Raw genomic sequence first — 26277 nt, forward strand, 5'->3', positions numbered from 1 at the left:
CTTCCATCACGACGGATCACCGCCGGCGCATGAGCAGGCTTGGGAAAACGCACCGCAAAGGCAACCAGATCGCCGCTTCAGGCCGCCGAAAGCTCAGCGCCGTGCATCAAGCGGGCTAGCTGGGTTGGCCCGCAACCGTCAGGGCCGGATCTAGGCTCGACATTCTCGTCGCATGAGCGGCGTTGCAGATAGCCCTTCTTCGCCCGGTTACCCGTTGCGACAAAATCAGATCATCTGGTTTGCCCCAGATACCAGTCGAGGATTTCCGAACCCGTCATCATGGCGACGCCCTCGTGGCCAAGAATATAGTCGTAAAGCATCTCCAGATATTTGATGCGATGGGGCACTCCGGTAAGGAAGGGGTGGATGGAGATTGCCATCACCCGCGGGGTCTTGGCGCCATCGAGATAGAGGCGGTCGAACTGATCGACACCGCGCTTGTAGATCTCGTCGGAACGATGGCCCTGAACCGCCGTCATCACCACATCGTTGATTTCGACCGTATAGGGCACCGAGACGATCGGGCCGGTCTTGGTGTTCATCGTCACTGGCTGATCGTCCAGGCACCAGTCGCAGACATATTCGATACCGGCCTCGGCCAGACGGTCGAGCGTGGCGACGGTCTCGGTCAGGCCGGGGCTTTCCCAGCCGCGCGGGGCCTTGCCGGTCAGCACGCGGATGGCCTCGATCGTATCGGCGATAGCCGCGCGTTGATCGTCGACGCGGTGCATCGGTCGCTGGATGAAACCGTGGCCGATGAAGTCCCAGCCGGCCTCGAAAGCTGCCCTGCAAGCTTCCTCATAAACGCGGCAGGCCGAACCATTGACGGCAAAGCTTGCCTTCAGGTTACGGGCCTGCAAAACTTCCAGGAAGCGCCAGAAGCCGACGCGCATTCCATATTCGTGCCAGGCCCAGTTGGGAATGTCCGGCAGCAGCGGCTGTCCCATGGGCGGTGGCAGGACAGTGCGCGGCATAGCGTTGTCGGGCGACCAGTTTTCGACATTCACGATGGTCCAGACCGCTACCCGCTCGCCCTTCGGAAGATGCAGCTGCGGCCGCTTCGTGATCGGACTATAGGGTAGCCGGTTGCGAATGACATCGGGATCGATCGTATCGGTCATGGAAGCTCCTGACAGTTACTGGAACGAGGCGAAGGCGCTCGCGACTTCGCCCGTGTCACGGCCGGCCCCGACCAGCAGGGAAAGCAACAGCCGCGCCTTGTGCGCCGAAAGCAGGCCGGCGCCAATCAGCCCCCGGCCGATAAGGTCGATTTCCGAGCCCGGAAAGCCATAGGTGCTGGCGAAGATCGGCCCGCCGGGAACACGTGACGCCAGGATGACGGGCATCGCACGCGCCACCTGCTCGCTGGCGGCAACCAGCCCGCCCGGCAGGTGACCGGCGCCCATCGCCTCGATCACCAGACCCTTGTAACCCAATTCGGAAACGGCGCGGATCATGCGGTCATCGTCGCCGAGACCGACGCTTACCAGTGCGACCGGCCTCGCCTGCGGCGCCGGCCGGCCCAGCCCGGTATCGATGCGGGCAAGCCGCAGCGCAATACGCGCCCTGCCCTCGATGACATGGCCGAGCGGGCCGAAGCCCGGCGACGCAAATGAAGAAGGCAGCGCCTTGTGCTGCTTGGCAACGAAACGCGCGGCATGGATTTCGTCATTGAGCACGACAAGCACGCCCAGATCGCGTGCCGCGGGCGATGCGGCGACCGTCACGGCGGCCAGAAGATTGGCGTTGCCGTCGGCGCCCGCGGCGTTGGCGCCGCGCATGGCGCCAGTCACCACCACCGGGCTTTTACGACGATAGGTGAGATCGAGCAGGAAGCCGGTCTCGTCGATCGTATCGGTGCCCTGTACGACCACCACGCCATGCGCGCCTCCGTCGAGTGCCTGGTCGACCAGTTCATCGACCTGCCGCATTTGTGCGAAGGACAGCGAGGCCCCCGGCACCAAAAACGGCGTGGCGACGCTGATCGCCGCCACCTCAGCCAGTGCCGGTACCGCCGCCACCAGCTCCGCGCCTGAGATCGAGGGGGCGATGCCGGCGGTGCTCTGCGGCGCCATGGTGATCGTGCCGCCAAGCACGATGATGTGGACTTTGGGTCTGCTCATAAAGATTCCACCTGCATGCTGCGCGGACGGGCGATCAGCGCCCCTCCTCATTGCGCCAGAAGATCAGTTTCGCGTCGAGCCATTCCAGCAGGAAGTAGCCGCCGGCGCCGATCGCCGCAAGAATGGTGATGACGGCAAACACCCGGTCGATGCGCAATTGATGATTGTAGAGATCAACCAGATAGCCGAGCCCTTCAGACGCGCCGACGAACTCGCCGACGATGGCACCGATCACAGCGAAGGTCAGCGCCGCCTTGACGCCGGCAAAGATCACCGGCAGGGCGTGCGGCAGCGAGACCTTGTAGAAGGTCTGCAACTGCGTTGCCCTTATCGAGCGCATCAGCCGGCGCGCGTCCTCCGGCACACTTTCCAGCCCCACCAGCGTGTTGATGAGGACCGGGAAGAAGGCAATCACCACCGCCATCACCACTTTGGAGGTTTCGCCGAAGCCGAACCAGGCAATGAACAGGGGCGCAAACACAATCTTCGGAATGGCCTGGAAGCCGACGACGAAGGGATAGCTGACGCGCTTTACAGCAGGCCAGATGGCAAGCGCGGTGCCGATGCCGAAGCCGATCAGCGTGCCCAGCACGAAGCCGATCAGGATTTCCCGCAAGGTAACCGTGAAGTGGCGCATGAAGAAATCCTGCTGCACCAGCGTCAGCAGCGCATGAGCCACCTTGGAGAGCGGCGGCAGGATAATGGCCGAGACCAGCCCGGCGCGTGGCGCAAACTCCCACGCGGCCAGAAGGACCACGATGATGACCAGCGATATCAGCCGATAGCGCCATTGCTCGCTGAGCCCGCCGGCCCGCACGTTATTGGAAGCTGTTGCGTTGATGCTAGCCATGGCCATGCCCCAGGATTCCACGCACTTCGAAGATGAGATCGGCAAAGGCCTGTTTCTGCATCAGGCCGATTTCGCGCGGGCGCGGCAGGGCAATGTCCACCATGCCTGACACCTTGCCGGGGCGCGGCGTCATCACCACCACGCGGTCCGACATGAACACCGCCTCGGTTATGTTGTGGGTGACGAACAGCACCGTTATGCCGGCGGCCCGGGTGATGCGCATCAGTTCGAGATTCATCGCCTCACGGGTGAATTCGTCCAGCGCGCCGAAGGGCTCGTCCATCAGGAGCACTTCAGGTTCATAGGTCAGTATGCGCGCCAGCGCGACGCGCTGCTGCATGCCGCCTGAAAGCTGGCGCGGATAGGCGCCGACAAATCCGCCGAGGCCGACGGCCTCGATGACCGAACGCGCCTTGTCCCGGACCGCCTTGTCCTTGCGACCGAACACTTCGGCCGGCATCAGCACATTCTGCTCAACCGTCCGCCATGGCAGCAGGACCGGCGTCTGGAACATGAAGCCTACCTGCCTGGACGGTTCGCGAACGGCCACACCGTTGACCAGGGCTTCCCCGCCGGTGGGAGAAAGCAGCCCGGCCACCATGTTCAGGAATGTTGATTTGCCACAGCCGCTGGGTCCGACGAAGGAGATGAACTCACCCCGCCGGATGGAAAGATCCACGCCCTCGAGCGCCGTAACTTCGCTGCCGGAGATCGAAAAGGTCTTGGCTAGTCCGCGGGCCTCGACGATGGGCTTGGGCGGGGAAGCGAACCCCGGAGGACCGGGGTTCGCTTCTGGCGTCATGCTGTGCATCGTCACTGGCCTGCTATCGCCTTCCGGTCGAACGAATTGGCCGCCTCGAGAAGCGAGGAATCGAGCGCCTTCGAAAGGTCGACGTCGGCCGCAAGCGCGCCCTCCTCTTCCGTGCCCTTGCGCAGGAAGTCGTGATAGGCCTGGAACCCGTCGACATAATGCGTGCCGATCGGTTTGTCGGCGAGCGCAGCTGGAGGCGTCTTCAATATGCCGGCCGCGGCCCAGTTCTCGGCGGCCAGCTTCTCGACCTCGAATTCTTCCGGGCGCACTTTCTTGGCAATCTCCAAGGCCTTGTCGTCATGCGCTGCCGCATAGGCGACGCCCTTTGCGGCTGCGCGCAGGAAAGCGGCAAGCGTGTCCGCGTTCGACGACAGCGCTTCGGCCGTCACCACGACTCCATTGGCGGGAAAGTCCTGGGCTTCCTTGGGCAGGATGGTGACCATGTCGATGCCGCTCGCCTTGATCGCGGCGAGATCGAACAGGTTCGAGGAATAGGCGTCGACCTGGCCGGACTGAAGCGCATCCACCGTCAGCGCCGAACCGTCGCCCACCGACACGATGTCCACATCCACGCCTGCATTTAGGCCGGCGCCGGCCAGAACCGCGCGAACCAGCGGCACCTCGCCGCCGGAAAGGTCGGAGACGCCGATCTTCTTGCCCTTCAGGTCGGCAATGGTCTTGATGCCCGATTCTGCCGTGGCAGCCAGAGTGAAGATATTGGCGTATTGATAGGAAAAGACCCATTTCAGATCGTGGCCCTGGGCGACGGCATTGAGAAATGCGCTGGGTGCCGGCAGGGCGGCATCGGCGTTGCCCGCGAGCACCTGCTGGATGGCGGCGCTTGAGCCGCCGGCATCCTGAAATTCGACGTCCAGCCCTTCCTCGGCAAAATAGCCGAGCTCATCGGCGATATAGAAGGGATGGTACTGGTTCACGCTATCGACCGGGAACATGAAGCGGAACTGCTTCAGGTCCTCAGCCCATAGGCTGGTAGTGGTCAGAAGTGCGGCCAGAAGGCCCCCCGCCACACGTGCGGCTGCGGTCCGAGTGGTTTTGTTCATTTCCTCCTCCGTGGAAATCGTCCGTTTGTTTTTGACCCGGACCCTGGCGCGATTCCGTCGCCCTGACCGGACTAGATGGCGCTTGCGATCGGCAAGCTAATATATTAGATCATGGATATCAATAGTTGCTTTTCGACATCTTCCGCCGCTAGAGGAGGACTTTGACGTAGGATGTCGGCGCATGGCGCAGCCAGTCAGAACGGAGAACCGCATGGAATTGTCGGCGGAAGAACAGCAACTGGTCACGGCCCCCATCAGCCGCAAGGATGCGGTGCTGAAGCTGCTGCGCAACGCCATCATCGACGGACGGCTGCCGGCCGGTCAAAGGCTGGACCAGAATGAACTGGCGGCGCGCCTCGGGGTAAGCCGCATGCCCGTGCGCGAGGCGCTGAAGCAGCTCGAAGTCGAAAAACTTGTGGTCGTCTTTCCCTACAGAGGCGTGGAGGTCGCAAGCCTCGACCCGGCGACGATTGTCGAGATGTTCGAGATCCGCGTTGCCCTCGAAAGGCTCGCGGTCGGCCGCGCCGTCGAATGCCTGTCCGCGGCGGACCTCAAGGCGATGCGACAGACGCTGGAACTGATGGACGGGCATCTCGACGATGCCGCTGCCACCGCTCCATGGATGGAGTTGAACCACCGCTTCCACGCCACCATCAATTCGGCGGGGGGATGGCCGCATCTGGTTGAAACCATCGACCAGTATCGCGGCAATGTCGAACGCTATGTGCGCTTCTATCTCTCCGCCGGCGGGCGCGCCCGCTCGCAGGAAGAGCATTGGGAATTGCTGGCGGCCTGCGAAAAGGGCGATGTGGCCGGGGCACAGGCCGTCATCGAAAAGCATCTGCGCAACACCGCCACCGCGCTCATCGACGCCATCCGGCTTAGCGAAGGCCCGGCCGGGCGGCACACTGAAATCGGCCGGTGAAAGCACGACCAACAAGCAAGGCGCATCTTCAGAAGGTAACGATATGAGTTTTCAGTCTCAGGCTCTGTCTCGCATCGACGTGCATGCGCATTACTATTCGGCACGCTATGTCGATCTCATCGAGAGCGAAGGCTGTAACTGTGGCGCCTGCGTCAAACGAGATCCACGTGGACCGATCGTCGATGTCGGGCCGTTGCATGCAGGCCCGCTGCGGCCGCATTTCTTCGATCTCGATCTGCGCATCGCGGCAATGGACGAGCAGCGCGTCAGCGCGCAGTTCCTGTCCCTGACCCAACCCATGGTCTATTGGGCCGAGCCTTCGCTGGCGCGACGTCTGTCGGCAGTGTTCAACGACGATCTGGTGACCGCACACGAGCGCTATCCGAACCGTCTCTTCGGCCTGGCGATGCTGCCGGTACACCATGCAGGAGAAGCGCTTGGCGAGATCGAACGCATTGCCAAAGCGCCGGGAATCCGCGGCGTCTATATGGGCACATGCATCGGCGACATGGAGCTGTCGGACCCTTCGCTGTTTCCGGTCTATGAGGCGCTCGAAGCCGCCAGCCTGCCAATCTTCCTGCATCCGCTCAAGGTGATCGGCATGGAAGACCGGCTCAAGCAGTTCTTCCTTTCCAACCTTTTGGGAAATCCATTCGATACGGCGGTTGCCGCCGCGCATCTGATCTTCGGCGGTGTGCTCGACCGGTTTCCCAAACTCGACTTCGTTTTACCGCATGCCGGCGGCGCGCTGCCCTTCCTGATCGGCAGGCTGCAGCATGGCTGGACGGTCCGGCCCGAGCTTGCCCACATGGAAAAGGGGCCCGAAACCTATCTGGGCCGGTTCTACTACGACACGGTAGCGCATTCGGACGACGCACTTGCCTATCTGATCCAGCAAGTCGGCCCGCAGCGAGTGTTGCTCGGCAGCGACTACTGCTTCGACATGGGCTATGAGCGACCGGTCGAAGTGGTGGAAAAGCAGGCGCAATTGTCAGCCGCTGAACAGGAGGCGATCTTTTCCACCAATGCCGCTCGGCTGCTAAACCTTTAGCTGAGCCAAAGCGTCACCGCAGCGCTCGGAGGCTCATACGCCGCCGGCCATGGCTTTTCGCCGGCCGCGTCCCTCAACTGTAGCGTTTGGCCTGGTCGTCGTCGGCGTACCAGTCGAACAGCGTATCGGACAGATTGACGATGATGTTCTGGATCTGGGTGTATTCCTCGTAGGCGACGAGACCATTTTCACGGCCGATGCCGCTCATCTTGAACCCGCCCCATGGGGAAGCCGGATCGATCCGGTGATGATCGTTGATCCAAGTGATGCCGCACTGAAGGGCGTGCGCCACGCGATGGGCACGCGCTATGTCGCGGGTCCAGATGCTGGTGGCAAGCCCGAACTCCGTGCCGTTGGCAGCTGTCAACGCCTCTTCTTCGGTGTCGAACGGCATCACGCAGACGACAGGGCCGAAAATCTCTTCCTGCGCAATGCGCATCCGGGGTGTGACATTGGTGAATATGGTTGGCAGCATATAGAAGCCGGACGCAAAGGCGCTCCCCTGTGGCGGCTCTCCGCCGAAGGCCAGATGCGCACCCTCCTCTATCCCGATGTGCACATAGCGCTGCACCAGATCGCGCTGCTTTTTTGAAACCAGCGGTCCCATCTGCGTCGTCTCGATCTGCGGGTCACCCAGCCGGATCTCTGCGGCGCGGCGCACGAGTTCGGCCACGACCTGATCATGCATTGAGCGGTGGACCAGCAAGCGAGCACCCTGCACGCAGGTCTGCCCGCTGGCGATGAAGGACGCAAACAGCGTGGCAGCAACGGCACGCTGCACATCCGTATCCGGAAAGACGATGACGGCGGCCTTGCCGCCCAATTCGGCGGCCATCTTCACTAGGTTGCGGCCTGCAATCGAAGCCACCGCCTTGCCGGTTTCCGTACCACCGGTGAGATCGAGTTTGCGGATTCTGGGATGTGACGACAAGGCCAGGCCAGCGGTGGCGCCAAAGCCCGGAACGACATTGTAGACGCCGTCGGGCACCCCCGCTTCCTTCAGGATTTCCCCGAGCAGCAGTGGCGTTATCGGCGCGAGTTCGGACGGCTTCACCACCATCGCGTTGCCGGCGGCAAGCGAGGGCGCGACCTTCTTCGTCAAAATCAGCAGCGGATGGTTCCACGGCGTCACATGGCCAACCACGCCAAGGGGCACGCGGCGGGTATAGTTGAGGTATTCGCCGGCAAAGGGCGGCACCGTGTCCTCATGGGTGCGCGCCACAGCCCCGAAATAGCTGAACCATTCCGGCAGGCGGGCCAATTGCGCCGCCATCTCACGGCGCGGCCGGCCGATCTGATCAATTTCTATCGTGACGAGTTCGGGCAGGCGCCGCCGTAACAGTTCCGCAGTGCGGTGCATGATGTCGGCACGCTCCGCCCCCGTCAGCGCTGCCCATACAGGAAAGGCTCGCTCAGCTGCCGTCACGGCGACCTCTATATCCGCTGCATCGCCTTCGGCAACCTCCGCAACGATCGAACCGTCTTTCGGGTTCTCGACGCTAAAGCTTCGTCCTGATTTCGCCGGACGATAGCCACCGTCGATGGACAGGCCCCAATGCTTTACCGTCATTTCAGCATCCCCTTTAACTGCACCGGCCTCAATGCACGCCGAGGAAGCGCATCAGCGGGGCCTGGTCCTTCTTGACTTCTTCCACGCTTGCCGCATGCACCACCTTGCCCGTCTCCAGCACATAGATGCGCGAGGCAACGGAAAGAGCGCTGTAGAGGTTCTGCTCGACCAGCAATATGGCGAGCCCGGTCTTGCCCAGGTCGGCAATGATGGTCTCAAGATGCTGCACCATGACCGGGGCCAGGCCTTCCGAGGGTTCGTCCATCAGCACCAGCTCGGGGTCGATCATTAGCGAGCGGCCGACAGCCAGCATTTGCCGCTCGCCACCCGAAAGCTGGTTGCCGCGATGGTTCTTGCGCTCGGCCAGTCGCGGAAACATCTCCAGCACGCGGTTGACCGTCCAGCCATGTTTGGCGCTGGCGGGTTTCAGCATCGTCAGATGCTCGACGACAGTAAGCGACGGGAACAGCCGGCGACCTTGCGGCACCAGCGCGATGCGTTTCTTGGCCACTTCGTGAGGCGTGAGATGCTTCAGCTCCTCGCCCTTCCACAGCAACGAGCCCTCACGCATCTGCGGTTGCGCCAGCCGCATGATCGAGCGGATCAGGGTCGTCTTGCCCATGCCGTTGCGGCCAAGCAGCGCCACGACCTCGCCCGCCTTCACCTCAAGCGAAACGCCATGCAGGACATGGGCATCGCCATAGAAGCTGTGCAGATTGCGAACCTCAAGCATCGGCACGGGCCTTTCCGAGATAGACGTCTTGCACCAGCTGATTGTTGCTGATGTCCTCGGGCGAGCCCTCGGCCAGCATCTGGCCGTTGTTGAGGCACGTTACCTTGTCGACGAGATTGAGCACGAGTTCCATGTCGTGCTCGATCAGGACCATGGTGAGATCATGCGGCAGCGAACGGATGATGTCGGCGACCATGTGGCGCTCGGCCGGCGATAATCCCGCCGCCGGCTCATCAAGCAGGAGAAGGCGCGGGTTGGACACCAGAGCCATCGCCATTTCGAGCTGACGCTGCTCGCCATATGAAAGCTCATTGACAGCCACCGCGCCACGCTCACCCAGCCGCGACATCTGAAGGGCGGAGCTGACGCGATCGTGCTCCTCGCTCGTCAGGCGAATGGACCCCAGCATCGAGAATTTGCCGCGGCCGGTGCCACGCAGGGCAAGCTGCATGTTCTCGTCCACGGTCATCGTCGGAAACAGATTGGTGATCTGGAAGGTCCGGCTCATGCCCATGCGCGCACGTATCTGTGCTGGCTTGCCGGTCACCTCCTTGCCTTCGAAGGTGATGCGACCGGAGGTCGGTGGCCGGACGCCGGTAATGGCGTTGAACAGAGTGGTCTTTCCCGCGCCATTAGGCCCGATGACCGCGCGACGCTCACCACCTTTGACGGTTAGCGAGATGTCGTCGACCGCCTTCAGCGCCCCAAAGGCAACGACTATTTTGTTGAGGACAAGCGCTGGTTCTGACACGAGGCGGCTCTTTGTTCAGTGAAGAAGCAAGGCGCAGTGGCGACCGCCACTGCGCCTTCCGGAAGGCGGTACCCTATTTCTGGATGCCCTGGTTTTCGCGTGAGAAGGGTGGCTTTGCTAGGTACTCCTTCGGGTCATAGGTCCAGAATTGGGACACGGCCGGATAGGTCTCGATCGGCACGTTCCAGTATTTGCCATCCGCGTTCTTCACGACCTTACGGATATAGACGTCGTAGATCGGGTTGCCGTAGTCGTCGAAGCGGACCGGCCGGCCGAGCGGCGAATTGGCAAGCTCGCTCTTCAGCACTGCATCGATGAAGACTTCGCGGTCCGAGATGTCGCCCTTGAGCTGTTCGATGACCTGCCCGACCCACAACGCCCCCGAATAGTGCGAGAAGCCGTAAAGGGAAGGCATCTTGCCGTATTTGGCGCTGTAGGCTTTGACGAATGCCTGCGTCTCGGGGTTATCCGAGCCTTCGGCGAAATGCGCCGACGAGACGATACCGTCGCATTCTTCCCCAAGCGTGCGGATCACCGACTGGTCGGTGAAATTTTGTGCGCCGAGCAGCGGAATCTGACCCTTGAGGCCGAAATCGGAATATTGCTTCATGAAGCGTGCTGCGTCAGCGCCAAGCTCCATGGCGAAGACAGCGTCGACATTCATACTGGCAAGCTGGCCGATATAGGGGCTGAAATCGGCCGTATTCAGTGGGTTCCAGAGCTGGCCTGCGATCTCGCCGCCACCTTCAGTGAATACCTGGGCAAAGCCGGCGCACTGCTCATGGCCGAAAGTGTAGTCCTGGGCAATCGTGGCAATGCGCTTGTAGCCCTGCTTCAGCGCCCAATCGGCGAGCGGGCGCGGCATCTGGCTTGCAGTATAGCCGGCAACGCGGATGACGTTTCTCACGCTTTCGCGCTGGGTGAGGTCATCTGCCGCGATCACCGGGATGAAATAGGGTACGCCGTTGCCCTTCACATAGTTGGCGACTGCGAGCCCGGTATTGGCCAGAAGATTGCCGAACAGAAAGTCGACATTGGCCTGCTCGACGAGGCGGCGGGCCTTCTGCAGGGCAGTGTCCGGGTTGCCGGCATCGTCCTCCACGATGACCTCGACCGGGCGACCGGCAATGGCATTGCCTTTTTCCTCCCAGAGCATATTGAAGCCTTCGACGATCTCCTTGCCGCCGGCAGCCACGACACCACTCAGCGGAGCCATGAGCCCGATACGGATCGGCTTTGCCTGCGCAAATCCGATGCGCGGCGCTGCCAGCATGCCAGTGGCCGTGGCGGTAAGCGCCAAGCCTGTATTATGTAGGAATTTTCTGCGGTCCATGACTTCCTCCTTGTCGTTGTTCCGCGGTTGACGCGATTTGCGTTCTCAGTGCCCGACTATTGTTTCCACCCCATCAGCTTGCGCAGGGCGCCGAGCACGCCCTGCGGGGCAAAGATCATGGTGCAGATGAACATCAGGCCCAGAACCATCGGCCAGCGCGCTGTGTACTGGCTGACGAAATTCTCCAGAAGAATGATGGCGGCCGCTCCGATGAAGGAGCCGAACAGCGTGCCGACGCCACCGATGATAGCCATGAGAAGACCCTCGACCGACTGGGCCAATTGAACGGTCGACGGGCTGACGAAATCGTTGAACAGGGCATAAAGCGCGCCCGCCACTCCGGCAAACAGCCCGGTGATGGTGAAGGCGAGAAACATATGCGTGGCCGTGCCGTAGCCGAGGCTGCGCATACGGCTCTCGCTATCGCGGATGCCGCGCAGCGTCAGGCCGAAGGGCGAATGCACGAAACGCCAGATGACCAGGGTGAAAAACAGCACCGTCGCCAGTGTCATGTAGTAGAACGCGATCGGATCGGCGATGACGTCAGGGCGGCCCGCGCCGCGGATACCGTTCTCGCCGCCGGTCACGCTGGTCCAGCGCAGACACACACCCCACACGATCATTCCGAGCGCAAGGGTGAGCAGCAGGAAGTAGACGCCGCTGACACGCACCGCTAGTAGCGCGAAAACGGCAGCCGTGAGTGTCGCCGCAGCTATGCCAAGGATACATCCGACCCAGGGCGAACCGCCCATCAACGTGGTCCAGTAGATCACGACATAGGTTGAGATGCCGAAAATCGCCCCATGGCCAAGCGAAGTCCTCCCGGCATAACCGGCCAGTACGTCGATCGACATCGCCAGGAGTGCGAAAATCAGGATCTCGTTGGCGACACTCGTCTGGTAGCTTGAGACCAGGAGCGGCAGCAGCCCGAAAATCACGGCCAGCAGGGCAAGGAAGGAGAGAGGCGAACGCAGGGCCAGGGCAGTTGCCGAACGCATCATGTAGCTCTCCCAAACAGACCGAGCGGGCGAAAGGCAAGGATCGCCGCCATCGGGCCGAAAATCACGAAATAGGCGAGTTCGGGAAACATCACCTGCCCGATCGTGTTGAGAAGACCGACAAGCAATGCGCCGACGGCCGCGCCGACCAGGCTGCCGCTGCCGCCGATGATGACGATCGCCAGCGAGAAGACGAGGATTTCCGAATCCGCCGTTGGATAGAGCGTCAGGAAGGCGCCGCCGACCGTGCCGCCGAGGCCTGCCAAAGACGCACCCAGCATGGAGGTCGCAAGAAAGACGCGACGGATATTGATGCCCATCGCCTCGACCATCTCGGCATCATCGACACCGGCGCGGATAAGCGCACCGAGACGTGTGCGGTTCAGCAGAAGCCAAAGTCCGATAAAGGTGAAAATGCCCAGAACCAGCACGAACAGGCGATATTTTGGATAGAATGTGCCGCCAATATGCACGGCCCCGCGCAATATCGCCGGAACTTCGACCGAAAATGTATCGCCGCCCCAGATAACCAATGCCAGATCGTTGAGGACGAAGGCGACGCCGAGCGTCAGCAGGACTTCCCGCAGGACAAAGCCACGGACGAAGCGCAACAGGCCTTGATCGATAAACAGCCCAAGGCATGCGACCGCCAGCATGGAAGCCAGAATGCCGAGCGCGAAGCTGCCCGACATACCCGACACGGTATAGCCGACATAGCCGCCGAACAGATAGAGCGCGCCATGCGCCAGATTGACGATACGCAGCAGCCCGAAGATCAGGGTGAAGCCGGACGCGACGATGAACAATAGCGCCGCAAACGTCAGGCCGTTGAGTATCTGGACCAGATTGAGGCTGGCCATGGATCAGGCCGCGCCCGTCAGTGCATCGGGACGCTCGCCCAGATACCAATCGTGAATCTCCTCGCCGGTCCAGAAGGCGACGTCGGGAAGGCGGCTGATCTTTTCGAGGATTTGCCGGAAGTATTTGGCCCGGTGGGGAGCCCCCATGATGTAGGGATGGACCACAAGCGCCATGACGCGCGCGGAATCGGCGCTGTCGTGATAGATCTGCTCGAACTGATCCATCGCCCGGTCGTGATACTCGCTGGCCTTGTGATGCTGGATCAGCATCATGGCGACGTCGTTGCATTCCTGCGTGTAGGGAATGTTGAGGATTGGCCTTGTTCGGGTCTTGAGTGCCACCGGTTGATCGTCGAGCACCCAGTCGCACACATAGTCGAAGCCTTCTTCGACCAGCAGATCGGGCGTTTCCCAGGTTTCGGTCAGTCCGGGTCCGAGCCAGCCGCGCGGTCCCTTGCCGGTGAAGGCCTTGATCGCGTCCACGGTCTTGCGGATGTCTTCGCGCTCGTCGGGCACTTTTTGCATGTTCTTCTGGCCGAAACCGTGGCCCATGAACTCCCATCCGCGCTGCAATGCGGCGCGGGCAATGGGCTCGTAGGACGCAATTGCCTTGCCGTTGATGGCCAGAACCGCGCGAATGCCGTGATTGTCCAGCGCCTCGAGCAGACGCCAGAAACCAACGCGGTTGCCATATTCGTGCCAGGCCCAGTTGGGGATATCAGGGAGCGGCGATCCGCCGGCCGGCGGCGTCAGAACGGTGCGCGGCATGGTCTCACGCGGATCCCATTCCTCGATATTAACGATGACCCAAACGACCATCCGTTTCTTGTCCGGCAGCCTCAGCGGATCGCGTTCGGTGATGGCAGAAAATGAAATGCGTTCGGTGGGCAACATGGCTCAGGACACCTTCGGTCCGATGGAGAATGAAAAGGGGGCAAGCCCTTCGATGGATGCAGTCAGCTTGTCGCCCGGCACCAGAGGGCCAACGCCTGCCGGCGTGCCCGTCATGATGAGATCGCCTGGCTCGAGCCTGTATGACGCGGACAGGTTGGAGATGATCTCGGGCGGATTCCAGATCATCTGCGCCAGATCCCCCCGCTGCCGTTCGGCTCCATTGAGCGAGAGCGAAATTGCCCCGGCCAGACGATGCCCGATTGCAGCGACGGGATGAATTGGCCCGCATGGCGCCGACTGATCGAAGGACTTGCCGATTTCCCAGGGCAGGCCCTTGGCGAAGGATTCGCGCTGACGGTCACGCCGGGTAAGATCGACCCCTACCCCGTAGCCGAACACGACATCCAGCGCGCGCTCGACCGGAACGCCCGTAGCTGAACTCCCTATCGCCACCACCAGTTCGACTTCAAACTGGAGGTCGTCGGTCTGTGGCGGATAGGAGATATCCGTTCCTTCCGATGTCACGGAATCGGTGGGCTTTTGGAAAAAGAACGGGGGGTCGCGTTCATCGCCCTCCTTCATTTCCCTTATGTGCTCAAGATAGTTGCGGCCGACGCAATAGACCCGGCGCACCGGGAAACGATCCTGGCTGCCGACAATCGGCAGCGTCACGACATTCGGATTGAACAGCAGTGCCATCAGCGGGCCATTTCCACGCAAAAACACATCGACATATTCGGCAAAGCCTCCCCTGAAACACTGCCGAGTCCCTTGGCTGCAAGGTGGCGGTAATTTCTTGAAGTTGAAAATTATATGCATCTTACCCTCTGTCAAGCAATAATGTATACATTATGCATGAATCCTCATGTCGGGCGCCGACTTCCAAAAATGCAGCCTTCGCGCCGAAACATGGGAAAGATACGCCTTCCACCCTTGTGGAATCCGGGCGGATATGGAAGCCAACGAAATGCGGGCTCGAGGAACGTGTGCAATTGAAAGATGCGAGCATGAAGACGAATGCTGCCATGAATGACAGTGAAGCCACGACCCGTAGCGCATCCACGACCGAGGCGCTGCGCGGTGCAATTCTGGCGGGCGAGTTCCGTCCGGGAGAGCGCATGTACGAGTTCGGCCTGTCGCAACGACTAAAGGTTTCCCGGACGCCGATCCGCGAGGCGCTCAAGTCGCTGGCTGGCGAGGGGCTGCTGGATCATATCCCCAACCGCGGCTACTACGTGCGCGAATATTCCATAGACGACATCGTCCAGGCTTATGAGATTCGTGCAGCCCTTGAGGGGCTGGCGGCCAGGCGCGCCGCCCAGCTCGGCCTTGCCGCACAGGAGCGGGCCATTATCGAGAAGGCCCTGCACGACGGCGAAATGTTCCTGAAGCGGGACGCGTTCTCCCCCGCCGACCGTACCTTGTACGGGGAGATCAATGCCGCCTTCCATAATGCCATCCATGTGGCGAGCCAATCACGCATGCTACGCGACCAATTACGCCTGTCCCAGCAAGTCGCCCCGTCATCGCACCGGAACGTCATCGCTTTCGAACGCCTCGACGTGCGCCGCCGCCACGACGACCACCATCGCATTTATGAGGCCATACTCTGCCGCGATGCAGGGCGGGCGGAGCTGCTGATGCGCGACCACGTCGAAGGCGTGAAGATAGCCCTTATCCGCGCGATCTCGCGTGACATGCTGCCGACACCATGATCCCTTGAAAGTGGCTGCTGTGGGGTAAGTCCGGCTTGCAGCGGGAGCAGACGATCACCAGTCGGAACGGTGGGACAGGTGATCGGAGAGGAAGTCGAGGAAACTGCGCACCAACACCGACGTATTGCGGTTAACATAGATGGCGTGGATTTCGAGCCCGACCGGCTGAGGCGCTGCGGGCAGGACAATTTTCAGGCGGCCTTGGGCGATGTCGTCGCGGACCATATAGGTCGGATGCATGGAAATGCCCGCGCCGAGCAGGGCGGCTTGATGTAGCGCCGTGCCATAAGCAGCGCGTAGCGAACCGCTGACCGGCACCGAAACAGCCGATGCCCCTTCGCCCAATCGCCAGATATTGGTGGGTGATTTAATGGAATGGACGAGGCAATTGTGGCGGCGCAGATCGTCGGGTTCCTGCGGTTCGCCGTGGGTGCGAAGATAGGAGGGCGCGGCAACCAGGCATTGCGGGACCTGCGCGAGAAAGCGTGAGACATGGCTGGCATCCTTCAGCCCCGGCGCAATGCGGATGGACATGTTCAACCCTTCCCGCACGAGGTCGAGGCTGCCATCGTCCAACAGCAGTGAAATACCGACTTCCGGATTCAGCCGGGTGAAGACGTGGATGGCCGGCACCAGATGGGCAGCGCCGAAAGCCGGCGGCGCCCCGATCCTGATCTCGCCGCGGAGACTGCCGATGCTGGCGCGCACTTCGCTTTCCAGGCGCTCATAATCCCGGACCAGACGCAGCCCCCCTTCCAGGAAAGACTGGCCGGCCACTGTCAGCGAAACATGCCGGGTGGAGCGTGTCAGCAGCGCTACGCCCAGCATCTGCTCCAGGCTGGTGATGTGCTTGGACACACTGGAGCGCGCCATATGCAAATTGCGCGCCGCCGTCGTGTAGCTGCCGGCCTGTGCGACCTCGACGAAGACGCGGATCAGGCGCAGTTGGGGCATGGCATGATCTCGCTAGAGCATATGTGCGACCATGGCCCCTATTGCATATTGGGCAGGATGAGCGCGATGTTCGGGAAGGCGAACAGCAGCAGGATCAGCAGGATGTTGATCAGCCAGAATTGCACCGATCCGACATAGATCGTCTTCAGGCTGATCGACGGCACCGATGCCTTGACCGCGTAGAGGTTAAGTCCGACCGGCGGTGTCACCGCGGCAACCTCCATAAGCGACACCACGACCACGCCGAACCAGATCGGGTTCCAGCCCACCGTCAGCACGATTGGCATCACCAGCGGGATGGTGAGCGCCAGCAGGCTGGAGACTTCCATGAACATGCCCAGGACGATGTAGATGGCGATCAGCAGCAACAGAAGCGCGAATGGGCTGAGGTTCATCGCTAGAATGGATTCGGCGATCATATCGCTGAAACCGTTGAGCGCCAGGAAGCCGCTGAACACCATGGATCCGATGACCACAATGAACACCGATGCCGACATGTTGACCGCCTCGCAGCAGGCATCAACGAACTGGCGAAACCTGAGACGCCCCTGCAGCGCGGAAATGGCCGTGACCAGCAGGACCGCAACAGCGGCAGATTCGACCGGCGTCCATACACCAAACAGGATGCCGGCAATAACGGCTGCAATGACAAGCAGGAACGGAAGGACACCAGGCAGCAGTTCGACGCGCTCCTTAAAGCTGAAACGCGGGCCTGGAGGTCCGAGGCGGGGGTTGATCCTGCAGCGTATGACGATCAGGAGTATGTAACCCAGAGCCAGCAGCAGGCCGGGAATGACGCCCGCAATCAGCATCTTGCCGACTGATTGCTGCGCAAATATTGCATAAAGCACCAGCGTGATGCTGGGCGGGATCATGATCGACAGCGTTCCGCCGGTTGCGATCGCGCCGGTCGACATGCGCTCGTCATAGCCGAAGCGACGAAGTTCCGGCAATGCTATGCGGCTCATCGCAGCCGACGTGGCAACGCTTGAGCCCGTGATGGCGGCCATGCCGGCACAGGTGCCAACAGTTGCAACCGCCACGCCGCCCGGTAGGCGGCCGAAGCTGCGATAAAACAGATTGAACAAATCCTTGGTGATACCCGAGGCGGAGGCGATGCCTCCCATCAGAATGAAGAGCGGGATCACCATCATCGTATAGGAGCTGGAGATGTCCACGGCGTGTAGCAGCAGCAGGTTGAGGCCGGCAGTCCAGCTTCCGAGGAATACATAGGAGCCGACGATGCCCACCAGCGCCAAGGCGGCGCCGATGTGAACGCCCGCACCCAGTAGCAGCACCAGCAGCCCGAGTGACACGGCAAGCGAGAGGGTTACCGGGTCCATCTTCAGTGTTCCGCCGTAGAGTCGCGATGATCTTGTCGGGGCGTCTCGCCACGGCCGGCGAGCCGGCGCAGCGCCTCGACGCCCTGGAACAGCAGGGTGACGAGGACGAGAGCCGTCCCGGCCCAGATCATCCCCAGCGGTATCCATGTCGGAATTTCGATCATGCCGCGCAGCAGGAAGCGCCCCTCATAGGCCTTCTGGAATTCCCCCGTGGTGATCCACAAAAGCAGGCCGAATACGAGCAGCCCGGTGGCGACGTCCACCAGCGCCAGGCCGGCGACCGTGCGGCCGCGGACCCAATCGAAGATGATGTCCACGCGCAACTGCTCATGCCGGAAAAGCACCATTCCCAGCGGCAGGAACGTTGCCATCACCAGCAACACGCTGGAGACCTCGAAAACACCGGTGATCGAGCGTCCGGTGATCCACCGCAAGGTGACATCGATGCCCACCAGAAGCGAGATTGCCATGAGCGCCAGGGCACCGAGCACGGTTCCCAAGTGCAGAAGTCGGTTCAGATAGCTGGATAACCTGTGCATTGCGCCCTCCCGAAGTGAAGAGGCAGGGCGGCGCCGAATGCGACGCCGTCCTGCCCTTCCAGGGTTATTTTCCGTTGATGTAGGAATCGGCCAACGCCTGATATTTGGTCATGATCTCATCGCCTGGCAGCTTGTTTTCCTTCAGGACCTCGGCGGCCAGCGCCATGAAATCCGGCGCCTTGGCGGCAAGCGCGTCGGTGTCGTCCTGGCTCAGATGATGGATCGTCACCCCGGCCGCCTCGAATTCCCCGAATGCCTTGTCGGAATATTCGCGCACCTGCTTGGAAGCGACCGGCCCCATTTCCCTGGCAACCTTGGTGACAGCGTCGCGAACATCGGCCGGCAGCGCGTTCCAGTCGTCGAGATTGACCAGGTAGAGCACGGGCGCGATGGCAGTGAAGGCACCGGCACCCGGACCCGTGGTGAGCAGGTTCTTCGACACTTCCTGGAACTTGGCGTTCAACATGGCCGGCGGGTCGGTCATCGCGCCGTCAAGCACGCCGGTCTGCAGACTGGTGTAAATTTCCCCGAAGGCGACCGAGAGCGGCACCGCCCCGGCTGCTTCCATCAGCTTAGGCAACACATTGCCGAGCGTGCGGATCTTCTTCGAACCGAGATCTTCGAGCTTGGCGATCGGATCGTTTGAGATCACCGCATAGGCAGGCGACGGCACGAACAGCAGCGGCTTGAGGCCGAGCTTCTCATATTCGGCGGAAAATTCCGGCACCTCTTCAAGCAGCTTGGCGGTGAGATCGGCGATGTCCTCCAGCTCCAGCTTGTTGCCGTAGCGAAGATCAACCAGACTCGCCAGCGTGGCCGAGATCGGCAGCTGGCCGGGGAAGAAGGAGACAACGGTAGAGCCGAGATTGGCCACCTTGCCGCGAATGCCTTCGATCGTGTTTTCCGGCTTCAGCAGCGCACCGCCTGCCACATGCCTGATCTTGAGCTGGCCTTGCGTCTCCTCCTCGATACGCTTGAAGAATTCGTCGGCAAGCAGGCCGGTCTGGAAATGATCTTTCGCATAACCGTTCGAATAGACCCAGTTGATCTGCTCGGCCATGGCGAGACCTGACCCGCAGGTCAGGAGGGCCGCTGCCATCGCAGCCTTGATGAATGCCTTTATCATGAGTTCCTCCCTTTAGTTGACATTCGAAGATCGGGTCATTCCTGGACCAGGTCGTGGAGCGGAATCCCGAATGGATATTTTTCGGTGGTTTCCTTGGAAACACGGAAGTTGAGCAGGGCACCCTCAGTGCGGGCAAGCACGATGGTGAAATGCGAAATCGGATGCACGGAACGCACCAGGCAGCCTTCGATCAGATGACCCATATAGGACTTACCGGCATGGGTAACAGTCAGATGGATATGCAGGTTGGGCGTGTCCGCGTGATAGACAATGCCGGTGATGCTTTCGGAATCGTAGGTATCGCGCGTGATACCGATCGTGCCGACGCCGCTGCATTCGATCATACCCTCCAGCTCCAGCACGCCGGGAGGCGAATCCATATCGGTTTCCTTGATCGGCATGCTGAGCCGCGCCTTGCGCAGCCCACCCACGATGTTCAGGATGACGCCGCTGCGGATATTCTCGCGCCGACAAATCTCCATGATCTCGAGGTAGAGGTCGGCATCGGGCTCGAGCTGCGCCCAGATGACGTCGCCCATGCTGGCCTTGGCAATTATGGAAGGCATCAAATCAACTCCTTGCTTTCAGAAATTTTCTGGCCGTCGCTGGCCACGAAGCCATTGGCGAGATCGCGGACGATGCGCTGCGGATCGCGCCGGGCCGGTTCGCCGAAGCCACCGCCTCCGGGCGTCCGGCATGTGAAAGTGTCGCCGCTGGAAATGACGATGCCCTCGTCCTTGGCCAGCATGGGCGGGGTGTAGCCGTCCCCGGAAATCTCCATATCGATCCGGGTGCCGGCGGCCGGCAGACCACCCTCGATTCCATAGGGTTGGAACTTGGCGCGATCGCCGAGCACGGACAGGCGCGCTTCACCGCGCATGAGTCTGAGCTTGTATTCGACCCCCAACCCGCCGCGGAATTGGCCGGAACCCGCCGAGCCTTCGCGCAGGGCATAGCGCTCGAACAGGATGGGGGTCTGCTGCTCCACCACCTCCAAAGGCGGCGTCTTGGCAAGGCCGACCGTGCTGCAGGCATTGGAAAGGCCGTCGCCGCCCTGATAACCGCCAGCCCCACCGCCCGAATAGAAATAGAAGACGTAATGCTTCTTCTGGCCAGGATCGAAACCACCGATGGTGACGTTGATGGCCGAGCCGAACGGTGCACCCGTCAGCTCGCCCGGCGCGGCCTGCGCCATTGCCCCGAACACCACATCCACCACGCGTTGCGAAACCTCCGCCGCGCAGCCCGAGACGGGCTTGGGATAACCGACATTGAGGAAAGTCGTTTCCGGCGCGATGACCTCGACCGGATCGAAGCATCCGCCATTCATGGGGATTTCCGGATAGATGTGCTTGAGCGCCACGAACACGGCAGAAGCCGTGGTGCTGATCACCGAGTTCATGGGCCCGCGGCAAGGCGGGGACGAGCGGGAAAAATCGAAGACCAGGCGGTCCGGCTCCACGGTCAGGTCGAGCCTGATCCAGAGCGGATTGTCCTCCACACCGTCATTGTCCAGCGCATCCTCGAAACTGTAGCAGCCGGGCTTGAGGGTCGCGATGCGCTCAATCATCAGATTGGCCGAGGTCCTGCGCAGCGCGGCGATCGCCTCCTCGACCACTTCAAGCAAATATTCCGAAAGCAGCCGCTCGATCTGTGCCTCGCCCGCACGTAGCGATGCGATCTGCGCCTTCAGGTCGCCGACGCGCTGTTCGGGCACGCGAACATTGTCGAGGATCAGATCGAGAAGGTCCTGCTCGATCTCGCCGCCGCGGCAGATGCGCTGGCCACCGATGCGGATGCCTTCCTGCTGGACCTCCACTGCCCGCGTCACGAAGCCGCCCGGTACCGCACCGCCAATATCCGGCCAATGGCCGCTGGAGCCAAGGAAGCAACACAGCTTGCCTTCCACGAAGACCGGCATGATCAGCTTCACGTCCATCAGATGCGTGCCGCCCTTATAGGGATCGTTGATGATATAGATATCGCCCGGCGCATGCCCGCCCGGCCGGCGGGCGATAGTGGCGGCGGCATATTGCATGGCCCCGATATGGATCGGCATGCCGGTGGCGCCCTGCGCGATCAGCTTGCCGTCGACCGGATCGAAGATGCCCGACGCCCTGTCTTGCCCTTCCGAGATGATCGGCGAGAAGGCTGCTCGGTCGAGGATGACGTCCATCTCTTCGGTGATCTGCTGCAAGCGATGATGCAGAACCGTGAGCGTGATAGGATCAAGCATGGCCGGCCTCCTCGCGGGTGATTTCGAGATTGCCGAAGTCGTCGACCGCAGCGCTCCAGCCCGGCGGGATGATGATGGTGGTGTCGGACTGGTCGATACGGGCAGGGCCAGCGACATCCACACCGATGGGAATGGCCCAGCGATCATAGACCCGTGCCTCGTGCCAGGCGCCGCCGAAGCGCATGCGCGTGACGCCGACTACCGCATCTGCTGCGCTGCCTGTGCGGCGGATGTCGACCTTCAGCTCGATGCGGCTTTCGGCTGCGCTGACGGCCCGGACCCGCAGGTTGACGAGCCGGATCGGGAGCTCCGACACGCTGACCGAGAACGCCTTTGCATAGGCGGCCTCGAAGATGCGCGCGAGTTCGTCCGGCTCCACATTCGGTCCCGGCAACGGCACCAGCACGCGGTGAGTCTGGCCCTCATATTGAAGCGAGGCCTCATAGTTCAGCACGACTTCATCGCGGGCGAGGCCCTCGCCGTCGATGATGGCAAAGATACGCTCGCCCATCAGGTCGAACAGTTCGCGGATTTCCTTTGCGGAAATCCGGTCCAGGCGCTTCAGCACCGAGCGCGTGTCGTCGAAGCGGACGCCAGAGATGATGCAGCCAACGGCGGAGAACACTCCCGGCCAAGGCGGCACCACGACCGAGCGGATGCCGAGCTGATCTGCAATCGCACAGGCATGTACGGGACCTGCTCCGCCGAAGGGAAGCAGGCTGAACTTGCGCGGGTCCAACCCGCGCTCGAGAGAAATACTGCGGATCGCATTGGCCATCAGCAGGTCGGCCACCTTCAGCGAAGCTTCCGCTGCCGCTTCGGCGTCCAGATTAAGCTTTTCGCCAACGGCCTCGAACGCCTTCAGAGCACCGCCGATCGCCGACTTTGCATCACTTGAAATGCGCTCGACATCGATGCGTCCGAGCACGACATTGGCGTCGGCGACTGTCGGCTCGGTGCCGCCTCGCCCATAGCTGATCGGCCCGGGTATGGAGCCGGCGCTCTCGGGACCGACCGTCAGCAAGCCGCCGGCATTGACGCGAATAATGCTTCCGCCCCCTGCCCCAATCGTGTCGATGTCGATCATCGGAATCCGGGAAGGAATGCCGTAGGCTACCTCCTTCTGTTCCGACAGGATCGGCTCGCCGCCCATGACCAGGCCAACATCGAAACTGGTGCCGCCCATGTCGGCGGAAATGATGTTCCGGTTGAGCTTGCGGGCGATGAAATGCGCAGCCATCAGCCCGCCGGCCGGGCCCGACAGTACGCTACGGCAAGCCGCGCGGGCTGAATTCTCGGCGTTCAGCACCCCGCCGTTGGACTGCATGATGTGGAAGGGTCCGCTGAAGCCGGCCGAACGCAACTCCCTGTCCACCCGCTCCAGATAGCGGGAAATCAACGGCTGCAGATAGGCGTTGATGACTGTGGTCGAAGTCCGCTCGAACTCGCCGATCTCCGGCAGGACGTCATGGCTCAAACTGATGAAGACCCGATCGCCGAACTCGGCGATGAGCTCCCGGCATATCTCCTCGTGCTCGGCATTCACATAGCTGTGCATCAGGACCACGGCGATCGATTCCACGCCGTCGGCGATCAGCGCCTCGATCGCCGCTCTTGCGGCTGCGCGATCGAGCTCCACCAGCACCCGGCCTTCGGCATCCATGCGTTCGCGGATTTCCGAGCGGCGGCTGCGCGCGACCAGCGGCTGGAACTCGCCCTTCATCCCATAGGGTGTCGGCCGGGTGCGGCGCCCTAGTTCGAGTATGTCGCGAAACCCTTCGGTGGTGAGCAGGCCGGTGGCCGCCCCCTTCCTTTCAAGCAGCGCATTGGTGCCGACGGTGGTACCGTGGGCAATGGCCCGAAGCTCCGCAATGTCGCCCAATTGGTGCAACCCGCTCACGAAACCCTCGGCCTGGTTGCGCGTGGTGGGAACCTTGGTGACCTTCACGGTGCCCGTCGTCTCATCGACGACGCAGATATCCGTGAACGTTCCACCGACGTCGACACCTGCAACCAAACCCATGCTTCACTCCGCAATATATTTCGGCTGTTAGCGCCAACATGAAATTTGCTCCACTGGCGTGGTACGCTGGCAACTTTTGATATGTTATCGCTAACATGATTGATGTCAATAGGATCGAACGTCGATTTTGCCGCCCAGAGTTTCGGGAGCCGTCGCGGATAAGCCTTCAGGACGTATCGCGACAAGCCAGGGCATGCCGCCTTGGATCAATACCCATGATGATCGGCCAGACGCGGCGAGCGGGATTGTTTCTGTTTCACGAACAGCAAGATGCACCGGCGCCGGCTTTTCTTGCAGAGCGCTTCGTCCCAAGAATGACGGATCACGGCTCGGCGCCGGAAGATGGAGAGGAAGCATTGATGATGAAGGTAATACCGACCGGGGGAGCGCTTGGAGCACGCATCGAGGGCCTAGACCTGTCGCGCCCCCTGAAAGAGGATGAGGTCAAAGGGATCGTTCGTGCGGTGGGCGAACACGGCGTGATCTGCATTCCGGATCAGAAGCTCGAACCGGTTCATCTGAAGGCTTTTTCGGGCAATTTCGGCGAGCTGGAAGTCAACGTCGCCAGCAGCTTCCAGGAGAAGGATCACCCCGAGATCATGATCCTGTCCAATATGCGCGAAGATGGAAAGCCGATCGGCTTTGCCGATGCGGGGCAGGACTGGCACACCGACATGTCCTACAGCAGCACGGTCGCCTTCGCCAACATCCTTTACGGGATCAAAATCCCTCGGCGTGACGGACGTCCTCTGGGCTGCACCGCCTTTTGCGACATGCACAAGGCCTATGAGATGCTTCCGGACGACATCAAGCGCCGCATCGACGGACGTACTGCAACCCATGACTTCAACAAGTTCTGGGAGAAGATGCGCAGGGAAAAGGGCAGCGCCCGCCCGCCCCTGACCGAGGAACAGCGTCGCAAGAAGCCTCCGGTTTCGCATCCCATGGTTATGGCGCATCCAATCACCGGCCGCAGCGTGCTCTATGCCAATCCCGGGTATACCGTTTCGATTGACGGCATGCCGGCTGCCGAAAGTGACGAAATCCTGGAATTCCTGTTCACGCACCAGATACGGCCGGAGTTCCAGCACCAGCACCTCTGGACAGAAAACGATGTGCTGATGTGGGACAATTTCGGCACCATCCACAACGCTATTGCCGATTATGGGCCGGATGAGCACCGGCTGATCAAGCGCTGTCAGGTGATGGCGGACAAGGTTCTGGCCGACACCTTCGGCGTCAGGCCCGTCCACTGAAGCTGCACGGCCCGCCCGGCAAGAACCGTCAGGCGCTCTCGCGCCTGACGATCTCAAAACCGCAATCCACCACGGCTGGTCCCTCGTAGCGGCCGGCGATGCGCTCGAGCAGAATGCTTGCGGCACGCTGGCCGATCTCGACGCGCGGAACATGCACCGTGGTGAGCGAGGGGACCAGCTCCGCGGCAAGCTCGACATCGCCGAAGCCGGCCACGGCAATGTCCGACGGCACCTTCCTGCTGTTGCGCTGGGCTTCCATCAGAGCGCCGACGGCCAATGTGTCGGAGGAACAGAAGACCGCATCCACATCTGGCAGTTCCGTCAATATGTGCCGCATGGCTTCGCTACCCGCATGCATGCCGAACTGGACCTGAATCTCCAGGCGCGAATCGGCATCGAGCCCGAGTTCGGCGACCGCACGGCGATAGCCTTCCAGGCGCTGGCGCGCGCGGTCATTGTGAGGCGAATCGATCTTGACAAAGGCGATGCGCCTGTACCCCCAGCCATGCAGCGATCGCGTCATTTCATAGGAGGCCTGAGCGTTCGAAAAGCCGACGCTAACATCCAGCGGATAGCGCGGCTTGTTCCAGACCTCCACCACCGGCACCTCGGAATTTGCCAGGAGCTCCTTGGTCCTGGAGGTATGGGCGCCACCGGTTATGACGATACCGGCAGGGCGCCAGCCGACGAAGCCCGACAGCAAGTCTTCTTCCTTGTGGATGTCGAAGTCGGTCTCGCCCAGGAGCAGATGGTAATGATTGTCCGACAGATATTTCGAGATCGCCTGGATGGTTCCCGAGAAGACGGAATTCATCATGGTTGGGAACAGGGCGACGATCACCTGGCTGCGCTGGGACGACAGGCTGCGCGCCGCATAGTTCGGAACGAAGCCGCACATGCGGATCGCCTTCTCGATGCGCTCCAGCGTTTCCGGCGACACCTTGTCGGGGGTGCGAAGCGCGCGCGACACTGTCATCGTCGTCACGTCGGCCAAGCGCGCGACGTCCGCCATGGTCGCCATGCTGCCTTGGGCGCGCGCTGGAGGGCGCGCCATTTTGCTGCCGGGCTTGCGACTTTTAATGGTCATAGCATCTCATCCCCGCCCGAGCAGTTGCGGCCAAACAG

Annotated in this window: 25 protein-coding genes; 4 read left to right on the top strand and 21 right to left on the bottom strand. The window is 61.6% G+C overall.

The window, feature by feature from the left end; translation table 11 throughout:
- Nucleotides 1–230: 230 nt before the first annotated feature.
- From EET67_RS18270 to EET67_RS18290, 5 genes are read right to left on the bottom strand one after another with little or no spacing between them, the layout of a single operon-like run.
- Nucleotides 231–1121: a polysaccharide deacetylase family protein gene (locus EET67_RS18270; protein WP_128627648.1), complete on the bottom strand. Its 891-nt coding sequence runs from the start codon at nt 1119–1121 to the stop codon at nt 231–233.
- Between the two features lie 15 nt (nt 1122–1136).
- Nucleotides 1137–2123 carry an asparaginase gene (locus tag EET67_RS18275; protein ID WP_128627649.1) on the bottom strand — a complete coding sequence of 329 codons (987 nt, stop codon included), beginning with the start codon at nt 2121–2123 and terminating at the stop codon, nt 1137–1139.
- Between the two features lie 34 nt (nt 2124–2157).
- Entirely contained in the window at nt 2158–2979 is an 822-nt protein-coding gene (locus EET67_RS18280; protein WP_128627650.1) for an ABC transporter permease, read from the bottom strand.
- Complete coding sequence (locus tag EET67_RS18285; RefSeq protein ID WP_128627651.1) at nt 2966–3775, bottom strand: ABC transporter ATP-binding protein; 810 nt, start codon at nt 3773–3775, stop codon at nt 2966–2968. Before EET67_RS18285 ends, EET67_RS18280 begins: the two co-directional genes overlap by 14 nt.
- An 11-nt stretch (nt 3776–3786) precedes the next feature.
- Nucleotides 3787–4845: an ABC transporter substrate-binding protein gene (locus EET67_RS18290; protein WP_128627652.1), complete on the bottom strand. Its 1059-nt coding sequence runs from the start codon at nt 4843–4845 to the stop codon at nt 3787–3789.
- Nucleotides 4846–5026: 181 nt separating this feature from the next.
- On the opposite strand from EET67_RS18290, the gene EET67_RS18295 reads away from it, so the two are divergent.
- A complete protein-coding gene (locus tag EET67_RS18295; RefSeq protein ID WP_128627653.1) occupies nt 5027–5770 on the top strand; it encodes a GntR family transcriptional regulator in 744 nt (247 codons plus the stop codon).
- A gap of 43 nt (nt 5771–5813) precedes the next feature.
- On the top strand, nt 5814–6821 hold the full coding sequence (locus EET67_RS18300) for an amidohydrolase family protein (RefSeq protein ID WP_128627654.1): 1008 nt from the start codon (nt 5814–5816) through the stop codon (nt 6819–6821).
- Between the two features lie 73 nt (nt 6822–6894).
- Here the strand turns inward: EET67_RS18300 and EET67_RS18305 are convergent, their stop codons facing one another.
- The 8 genes from EET67_RS18305 to EET67_RS18340 all read right to left on the bottom strand — a co-directional run bounded on the left by EET67_RS18305 (nt 6895) and on the right by EET67_RS18340 (nt 14659).
- Nucleotides 6895–8391: an aldehyde dehydrogenase gene (locus EET67_RS18305; protein ID WP_128627655.1), complete on the bottom strand. Its 1497-nt coding sequence runs from the start codon at nt 8389–8391 to the stop codon at nt 6895–6897.
- A 28-nt stretch (nt 8392–8419) separates the two neighbouring features.
- Nucleotides 8420–9124, bottom strand: coding sequence for an ABC transporter ATP-binding protein (locus EET67_RS18310; RefSeq protein ID WP_128627750.1), 705 nt, complete (start codon nt 9122–9124; stop codon nt 8420–8422).
- Complete coding sequence (locus EET67_RS18315) at nt 9117–9875, bottom strand: ABC transporter ATP-binding protein (protein WP_128627656.1); 759 nt, start codon at nt 9873–9875, stop codon at nt 9117–9119. The genes EET67_RS18310 and EET67_RS18315 overlap by 8 nt, the downstream gene beginning before the upstream one ends.
- 73 nt (nt 9876–9948) lie before the next feature.
- A complete protein-coding gene (locus EET67_RS18320) occupies nt 9949–11208 on the bottom strand; it encodes an ABC transporter substrate-binding protein (protein WP_128627657.1) in 1260 nt (419 codons plus the stop codon).
- Nucleotides 11209–11264: 56 nt separating this feature from the next.
- Nucleotides 11265–12209, bottom strand: coding sequence for a branched-chain amino acid ABC transporter permease (locus EET67_RS18325; protein ID WP_128627658.1), 945 nt, complete (start codon nt 12207–12209; stop codon nt 11265–11267).
- Nucleotides 12206–13066 carry a branched-chain amino acid ABC transporter permease gene (locus tag EET67_RS18330; protein WP_128627659.1) on the bottom strand — a complete coding sequence of 287 codons (861 nt, stop codon included), beginning with the start codon at nt 13064–13066 and terminating at the stop codon, nt 12206–12208. The genes EET67_RS18325 and EET67_RS18330 overlap by 4 nt, the downstream gene beginning before the upstream one ends.
- Before the next feature lie 3 nt (nt 13067–13069).
- Nucleotides 13070–13960: a polysaccharide deacetylase family protein gene (locus EET67_RS18335; protein ID WP_128627660.1), complete on the bottom strand. Its 891-nt coding sequence runs from the start codon at nt 13958–13960 to the stop codon at nt 13070–13072.
- A gap of 3 nt (nt 13961–13963) precedes the next feature.
- Nucleotides 13964–14659, bottom strand: a complete 696-nt coding sequence (locus EET67_RS18340) for a fumarylacetoacetate hydrolase family protein (RefSeq protein WP_128627661.1) — start codon at nt 14657–14659, stop codon at nt 13964–13966.
- A 308-nt stretch (nt 14660–14967) separates the two neighbouring features.
- Here EET67_RS18340 and EET67_RS18345 point away from each other — a divergent pair, with 308 nt between their 5' ends.
- A complete protein-coding gene (locus tag EET67_RS18345; RefSeq protein ID WP_165899955.1) occupies nt 14968–15675 on the top strand; it encodes a GntR family transcriptional regulator in 708 nt (235 codons plus the stop codon).
- 54 nt (nt 15676–15729) lie between these two features.
- Here EET67_RS18345 and EET67_RS18350 read toward each other — a convergent pair whose 3' ends face one another.
- The 7 genes from EET67_RS18350 to EET67_RS18380 form a co-directional block, all read right to left on the bottom strand.
- On the bottom strand, nt 15730–16629 hold the full coding sequence (locus EET67_RS18350) for a LysR family transcriptional regulator (protein ID WP_128627663.1): 900 nt from the start codon (nt 16627–16629) through the stop codon (nt 15730–15732).
- A gap of 38 nt (nt 16630–16667) precedes the next feature.
- On the bottom strand, nt 16668–17972 hold the full coding sequence (locus tag EET67_RS18355) for a TRAP transporter large permease (protein WP_165899956.1): 1305 nt from the start codon (nt 17970–17972) through the stop codon (nt 16668–16670).
- A 2-nt stretch (nt 17973–17974) separates the two neighbouring features.
- Complete coding sequence (locus tag EET67_RS18360; RefSeq protein WP_128627665.1) at nt 17975–18511, bottom strand: TRAP transporter small permease; 537 nt, start codon at nt 18509–18511, stop codon at nt 17975–17977.
- A 64-nt stretch (nt 18512–18575) separates the two neighbouring features.
- On the bottom strand, nt 18576–19637 hold the full coding sequence (locus tag EET67_RS18365; RefSeq protein ID WP_128627666.1) for a TRAP transporter substrate-binding protein: 1062 nt from the start codon (nt 19635–19637) through the stop codon (nt 18576–18578).
- A 35-nt stretch (nt 19638–19672) separates the two neighbouring features.
- Complete coding sequence (locus EET67_RS18370) at nt 19673–20203, bottom strand: PPC domain-containing DNA-binding protein (protein WP_128627667.1); 531 nt, start codon at nt 20201–20203, stop codon at nt 19673–19675.
- The gene (locus EET67_RS18375) at nt 20203–21873 is read right to left on the bottom strand and encodes a hydantoinase B/oxoprolinase family protein (RefSeq protein ID WP_128627668.1); all 1671 of its coding nucleotides are present in this window, start codon (nt 21871–21873) and stop codon (nt 20203–20205) included. The genes EET67_RS18370 and EET67_RS18375 overlap by 1 nt, the downstream gene beginning before the upstream one ends.
- Complete coding sequence (locus EET67_RS18380; protein ID WP_128627669.1) at nt 21866–23896, bottom strand: hydantoinase/oxoprolinase family protein; 2031 nt, start codon at nt 23894–23896, stop codon at nt 21866–21868. The genes EET67_RS18375 and EET67_RS18380 overlap by 8 nt, the downstream gene beginning before the upstream one ends.
- Before the next feature lie 359 nt (nt 23897–24255).
- Here EET67_RS18380 and EET67_RS18385 point away from each other — a divergent pair, with 359 nt between their 5' ends.
- Nucleotides 24256–25152: a TauD/TfdA dioxygenase family protein gene (locus EET67_RS18385; RefSeq protein WP_245451041.1), complete on the top strand. Its 897-nt coding sequence runs from the start codon at nt 24256–24258 to the stop codon at nt 25150–25152.
- A gap of 28 nt (nt 25153–25180) precedes the next feature.
- On the opposite strand, the gene EET67_RS18390 is transcribed toward EET67_RS18385, so the two are convergent.
- Nucleotides 25181–26239, bottom strand: a complete 1059-nt coding sequence (locus EET67_RS18390; protein WP_128627670.1) for a LacI family DNA-binding transcriptional regulator — start codon at nt 26237–26239, stop codon at nt 25181–25183.
- Nucleotides 26240–26277 lie beyond the last annotated feature (38 nt).

The sequence above is a fragment of the Borborobacter arsenicus genome, assembly GCF_003934165.1.
In the GTDB taxonomy this organism is placed as follows: Bacteria; Pseudomonadota; Alphaproteobacteria; order Rhizobiales; family Rhizobiaceae; genus Pseudaminobacter; species Pseudaminobacter arsenicus.

Coding starts and splice junctions, on each gene's coding strand:
- EET67_RS18270 (WP_128627648.1), bottom strand. CDS start 1,121: ATGACCGATACGATCGATCCCGATGTCATTCGCAACCGGCTACCCTAT.
- EET67_RS18275 (WP_128627649.1), bottom strand. CDS start 2,123: ATGAGCAGACCCAAAGTCCACATCATCGTGCTTGGCGGCACGATCACC.
- EET67_RS18280 (WP_128627650.1), bottom strand. CDS start 2,979: ATGGCCATGGCTAGCATCAACGCAACAGCTTCCAATAACGTGCGGGCC.
- EET67_RS18285 (WP_128627651.1), bottom strand. CDS start 3,775: ATGACGCCAGAAGCGAACCCCGGTCCTCCGGGGTTCGCTTCCCCGCCC.
- EET67_RS18290 (WP_128627652.1), bottom strand. CDS start 4,845: ATGAACAAAACCACTCGGACCGCAGCCGCACGTGTGGCGGGGGGCCTT.
- EET67_RS18295 (WP_128627653.1), top strand. CDS start 5,027: ATGGCGCAGCCAGTCAGAACGGAGAACCGCATGGAATTGTCGGCGGAA.
- EET67_RS18300 (WP_128627654.1), top strand. CDS start 5,814: ATGAGTTTTCAGTCTCAGGCTCTGTCTCGCATCGACGTGCATGCGCAT.
- EET67_RS18305 (WP_128627655.1), bottom strand. CDS start 8,391: ATGACGGTAAAGCATTGGGGCCTGTCCATCGACGGTGGCTATCGTCCG.
- EET67_RS18310 (WP_128627750.1), bottom strand. CDS start 9,124: ATGCTTGAGGTTCGCAATCTGCACAGCTTCTATGGCGATGCCCATGTC.
- EET67_RS18320 (WP_128627657.1), bottom strand. CDS start 11,208: ATGGACCGCAGAAAATTCCTACATAATACAGGCTTGGCGCTTACCGCC.
- EET67_RS18325 (WP_128627658.1), bottom strand. CDS start 12,209: ATGATGCGTTCGGCAACTGCCCTGGCCCTGCGTTCGCCTCTCTCCTTC.
- EET67_RS18330 (WP_128627659.1), bottom strand. CDS start 13,066: ATGGCCAGCCTCAATCTGGTCCAGATACTCAACGGCCTGACGTTTGCG.
- EET67_RS18335 (WP_128627660.1), bottom strand. CDS start 13,960: ATGTTGCCCACCGAACGCATTTCATTTTCTGCCATCACCGAACGCGAT.
- EET67_RS18340 (WP_128627661.1), bottom strand. CDS start 14,659: ATGGCACTGCTGTTCAATCCGAATGTCGTGACGCTGCCGATTGTCGGC.
- EET67_RS18345 (WP_165899955.1), top strand. CDS start 14,968: ATGAAGACGAATGCTGCCATGAATGACAGTGAAGCCACGACCCGTAGC.
- EET67_RS18350 (WP_128627663.1), bottom strand. CDS start 16,629: ATGCCCCAACTGCGCCTGATCCGCGTCTTCGTCGAGGTCGCACAGGCC.
- EET67_RS18355 (WP_165899956.1), bottom strand. CDS start 17,972: ATGGACCCGGTAACCCTCTCGCTTGCCGTGTCACTCGGGCTGCTGGTG.
- EET67_RS18360 (WP_128627665.1), bottom strand. CDS start 18,511: ATGCACAGGTTATCCAGCTATCTGAACCGACTTCTGCACTTGGGAACC.
- EET67_RS18365 (WP_128627666.1), bottom strand. CDS start 19,637: ATGATAAAGGCATTCATCAAGGCTGCGATGGCAGCGGCCCTCCTGACC.
- EET67_RS18370 (WP_128627667.1), bottom strand. CDS start 20,203: ATGCCTTCCATAATTGCCAAGGCCAGCATGGGCGACGTCATCTGGGCG.
- EET67_RS18375 (WP_128627668.1), bottom strand. CDS start 21,873: ATGCTTGATCCTATCACGCTCACGGTTCTGCATCATCGCTTGCAGCAG.
- EET67_RS18380 (WP_128627669.1), bottom strand. CDS start 23,896: ATGGGTTTGGTTGCAGGTGTCGACGTCGGTGGAACGTTCACGGATATC.
- EET67_RS18385 (WP_245451041.1), top strand. CDS start 24,256: ATGATGAAGGTAATACCGACCGGGGGAGCGCTTGGAGCACGCATCGAG.
- EET67_RS18390 (WP_128627670.1), bottom strand. CDS start 26,239: ATGACCATTAAAAGTCGCAAGCCCGGCAGCAAAATGGCGCGCCCTCCA.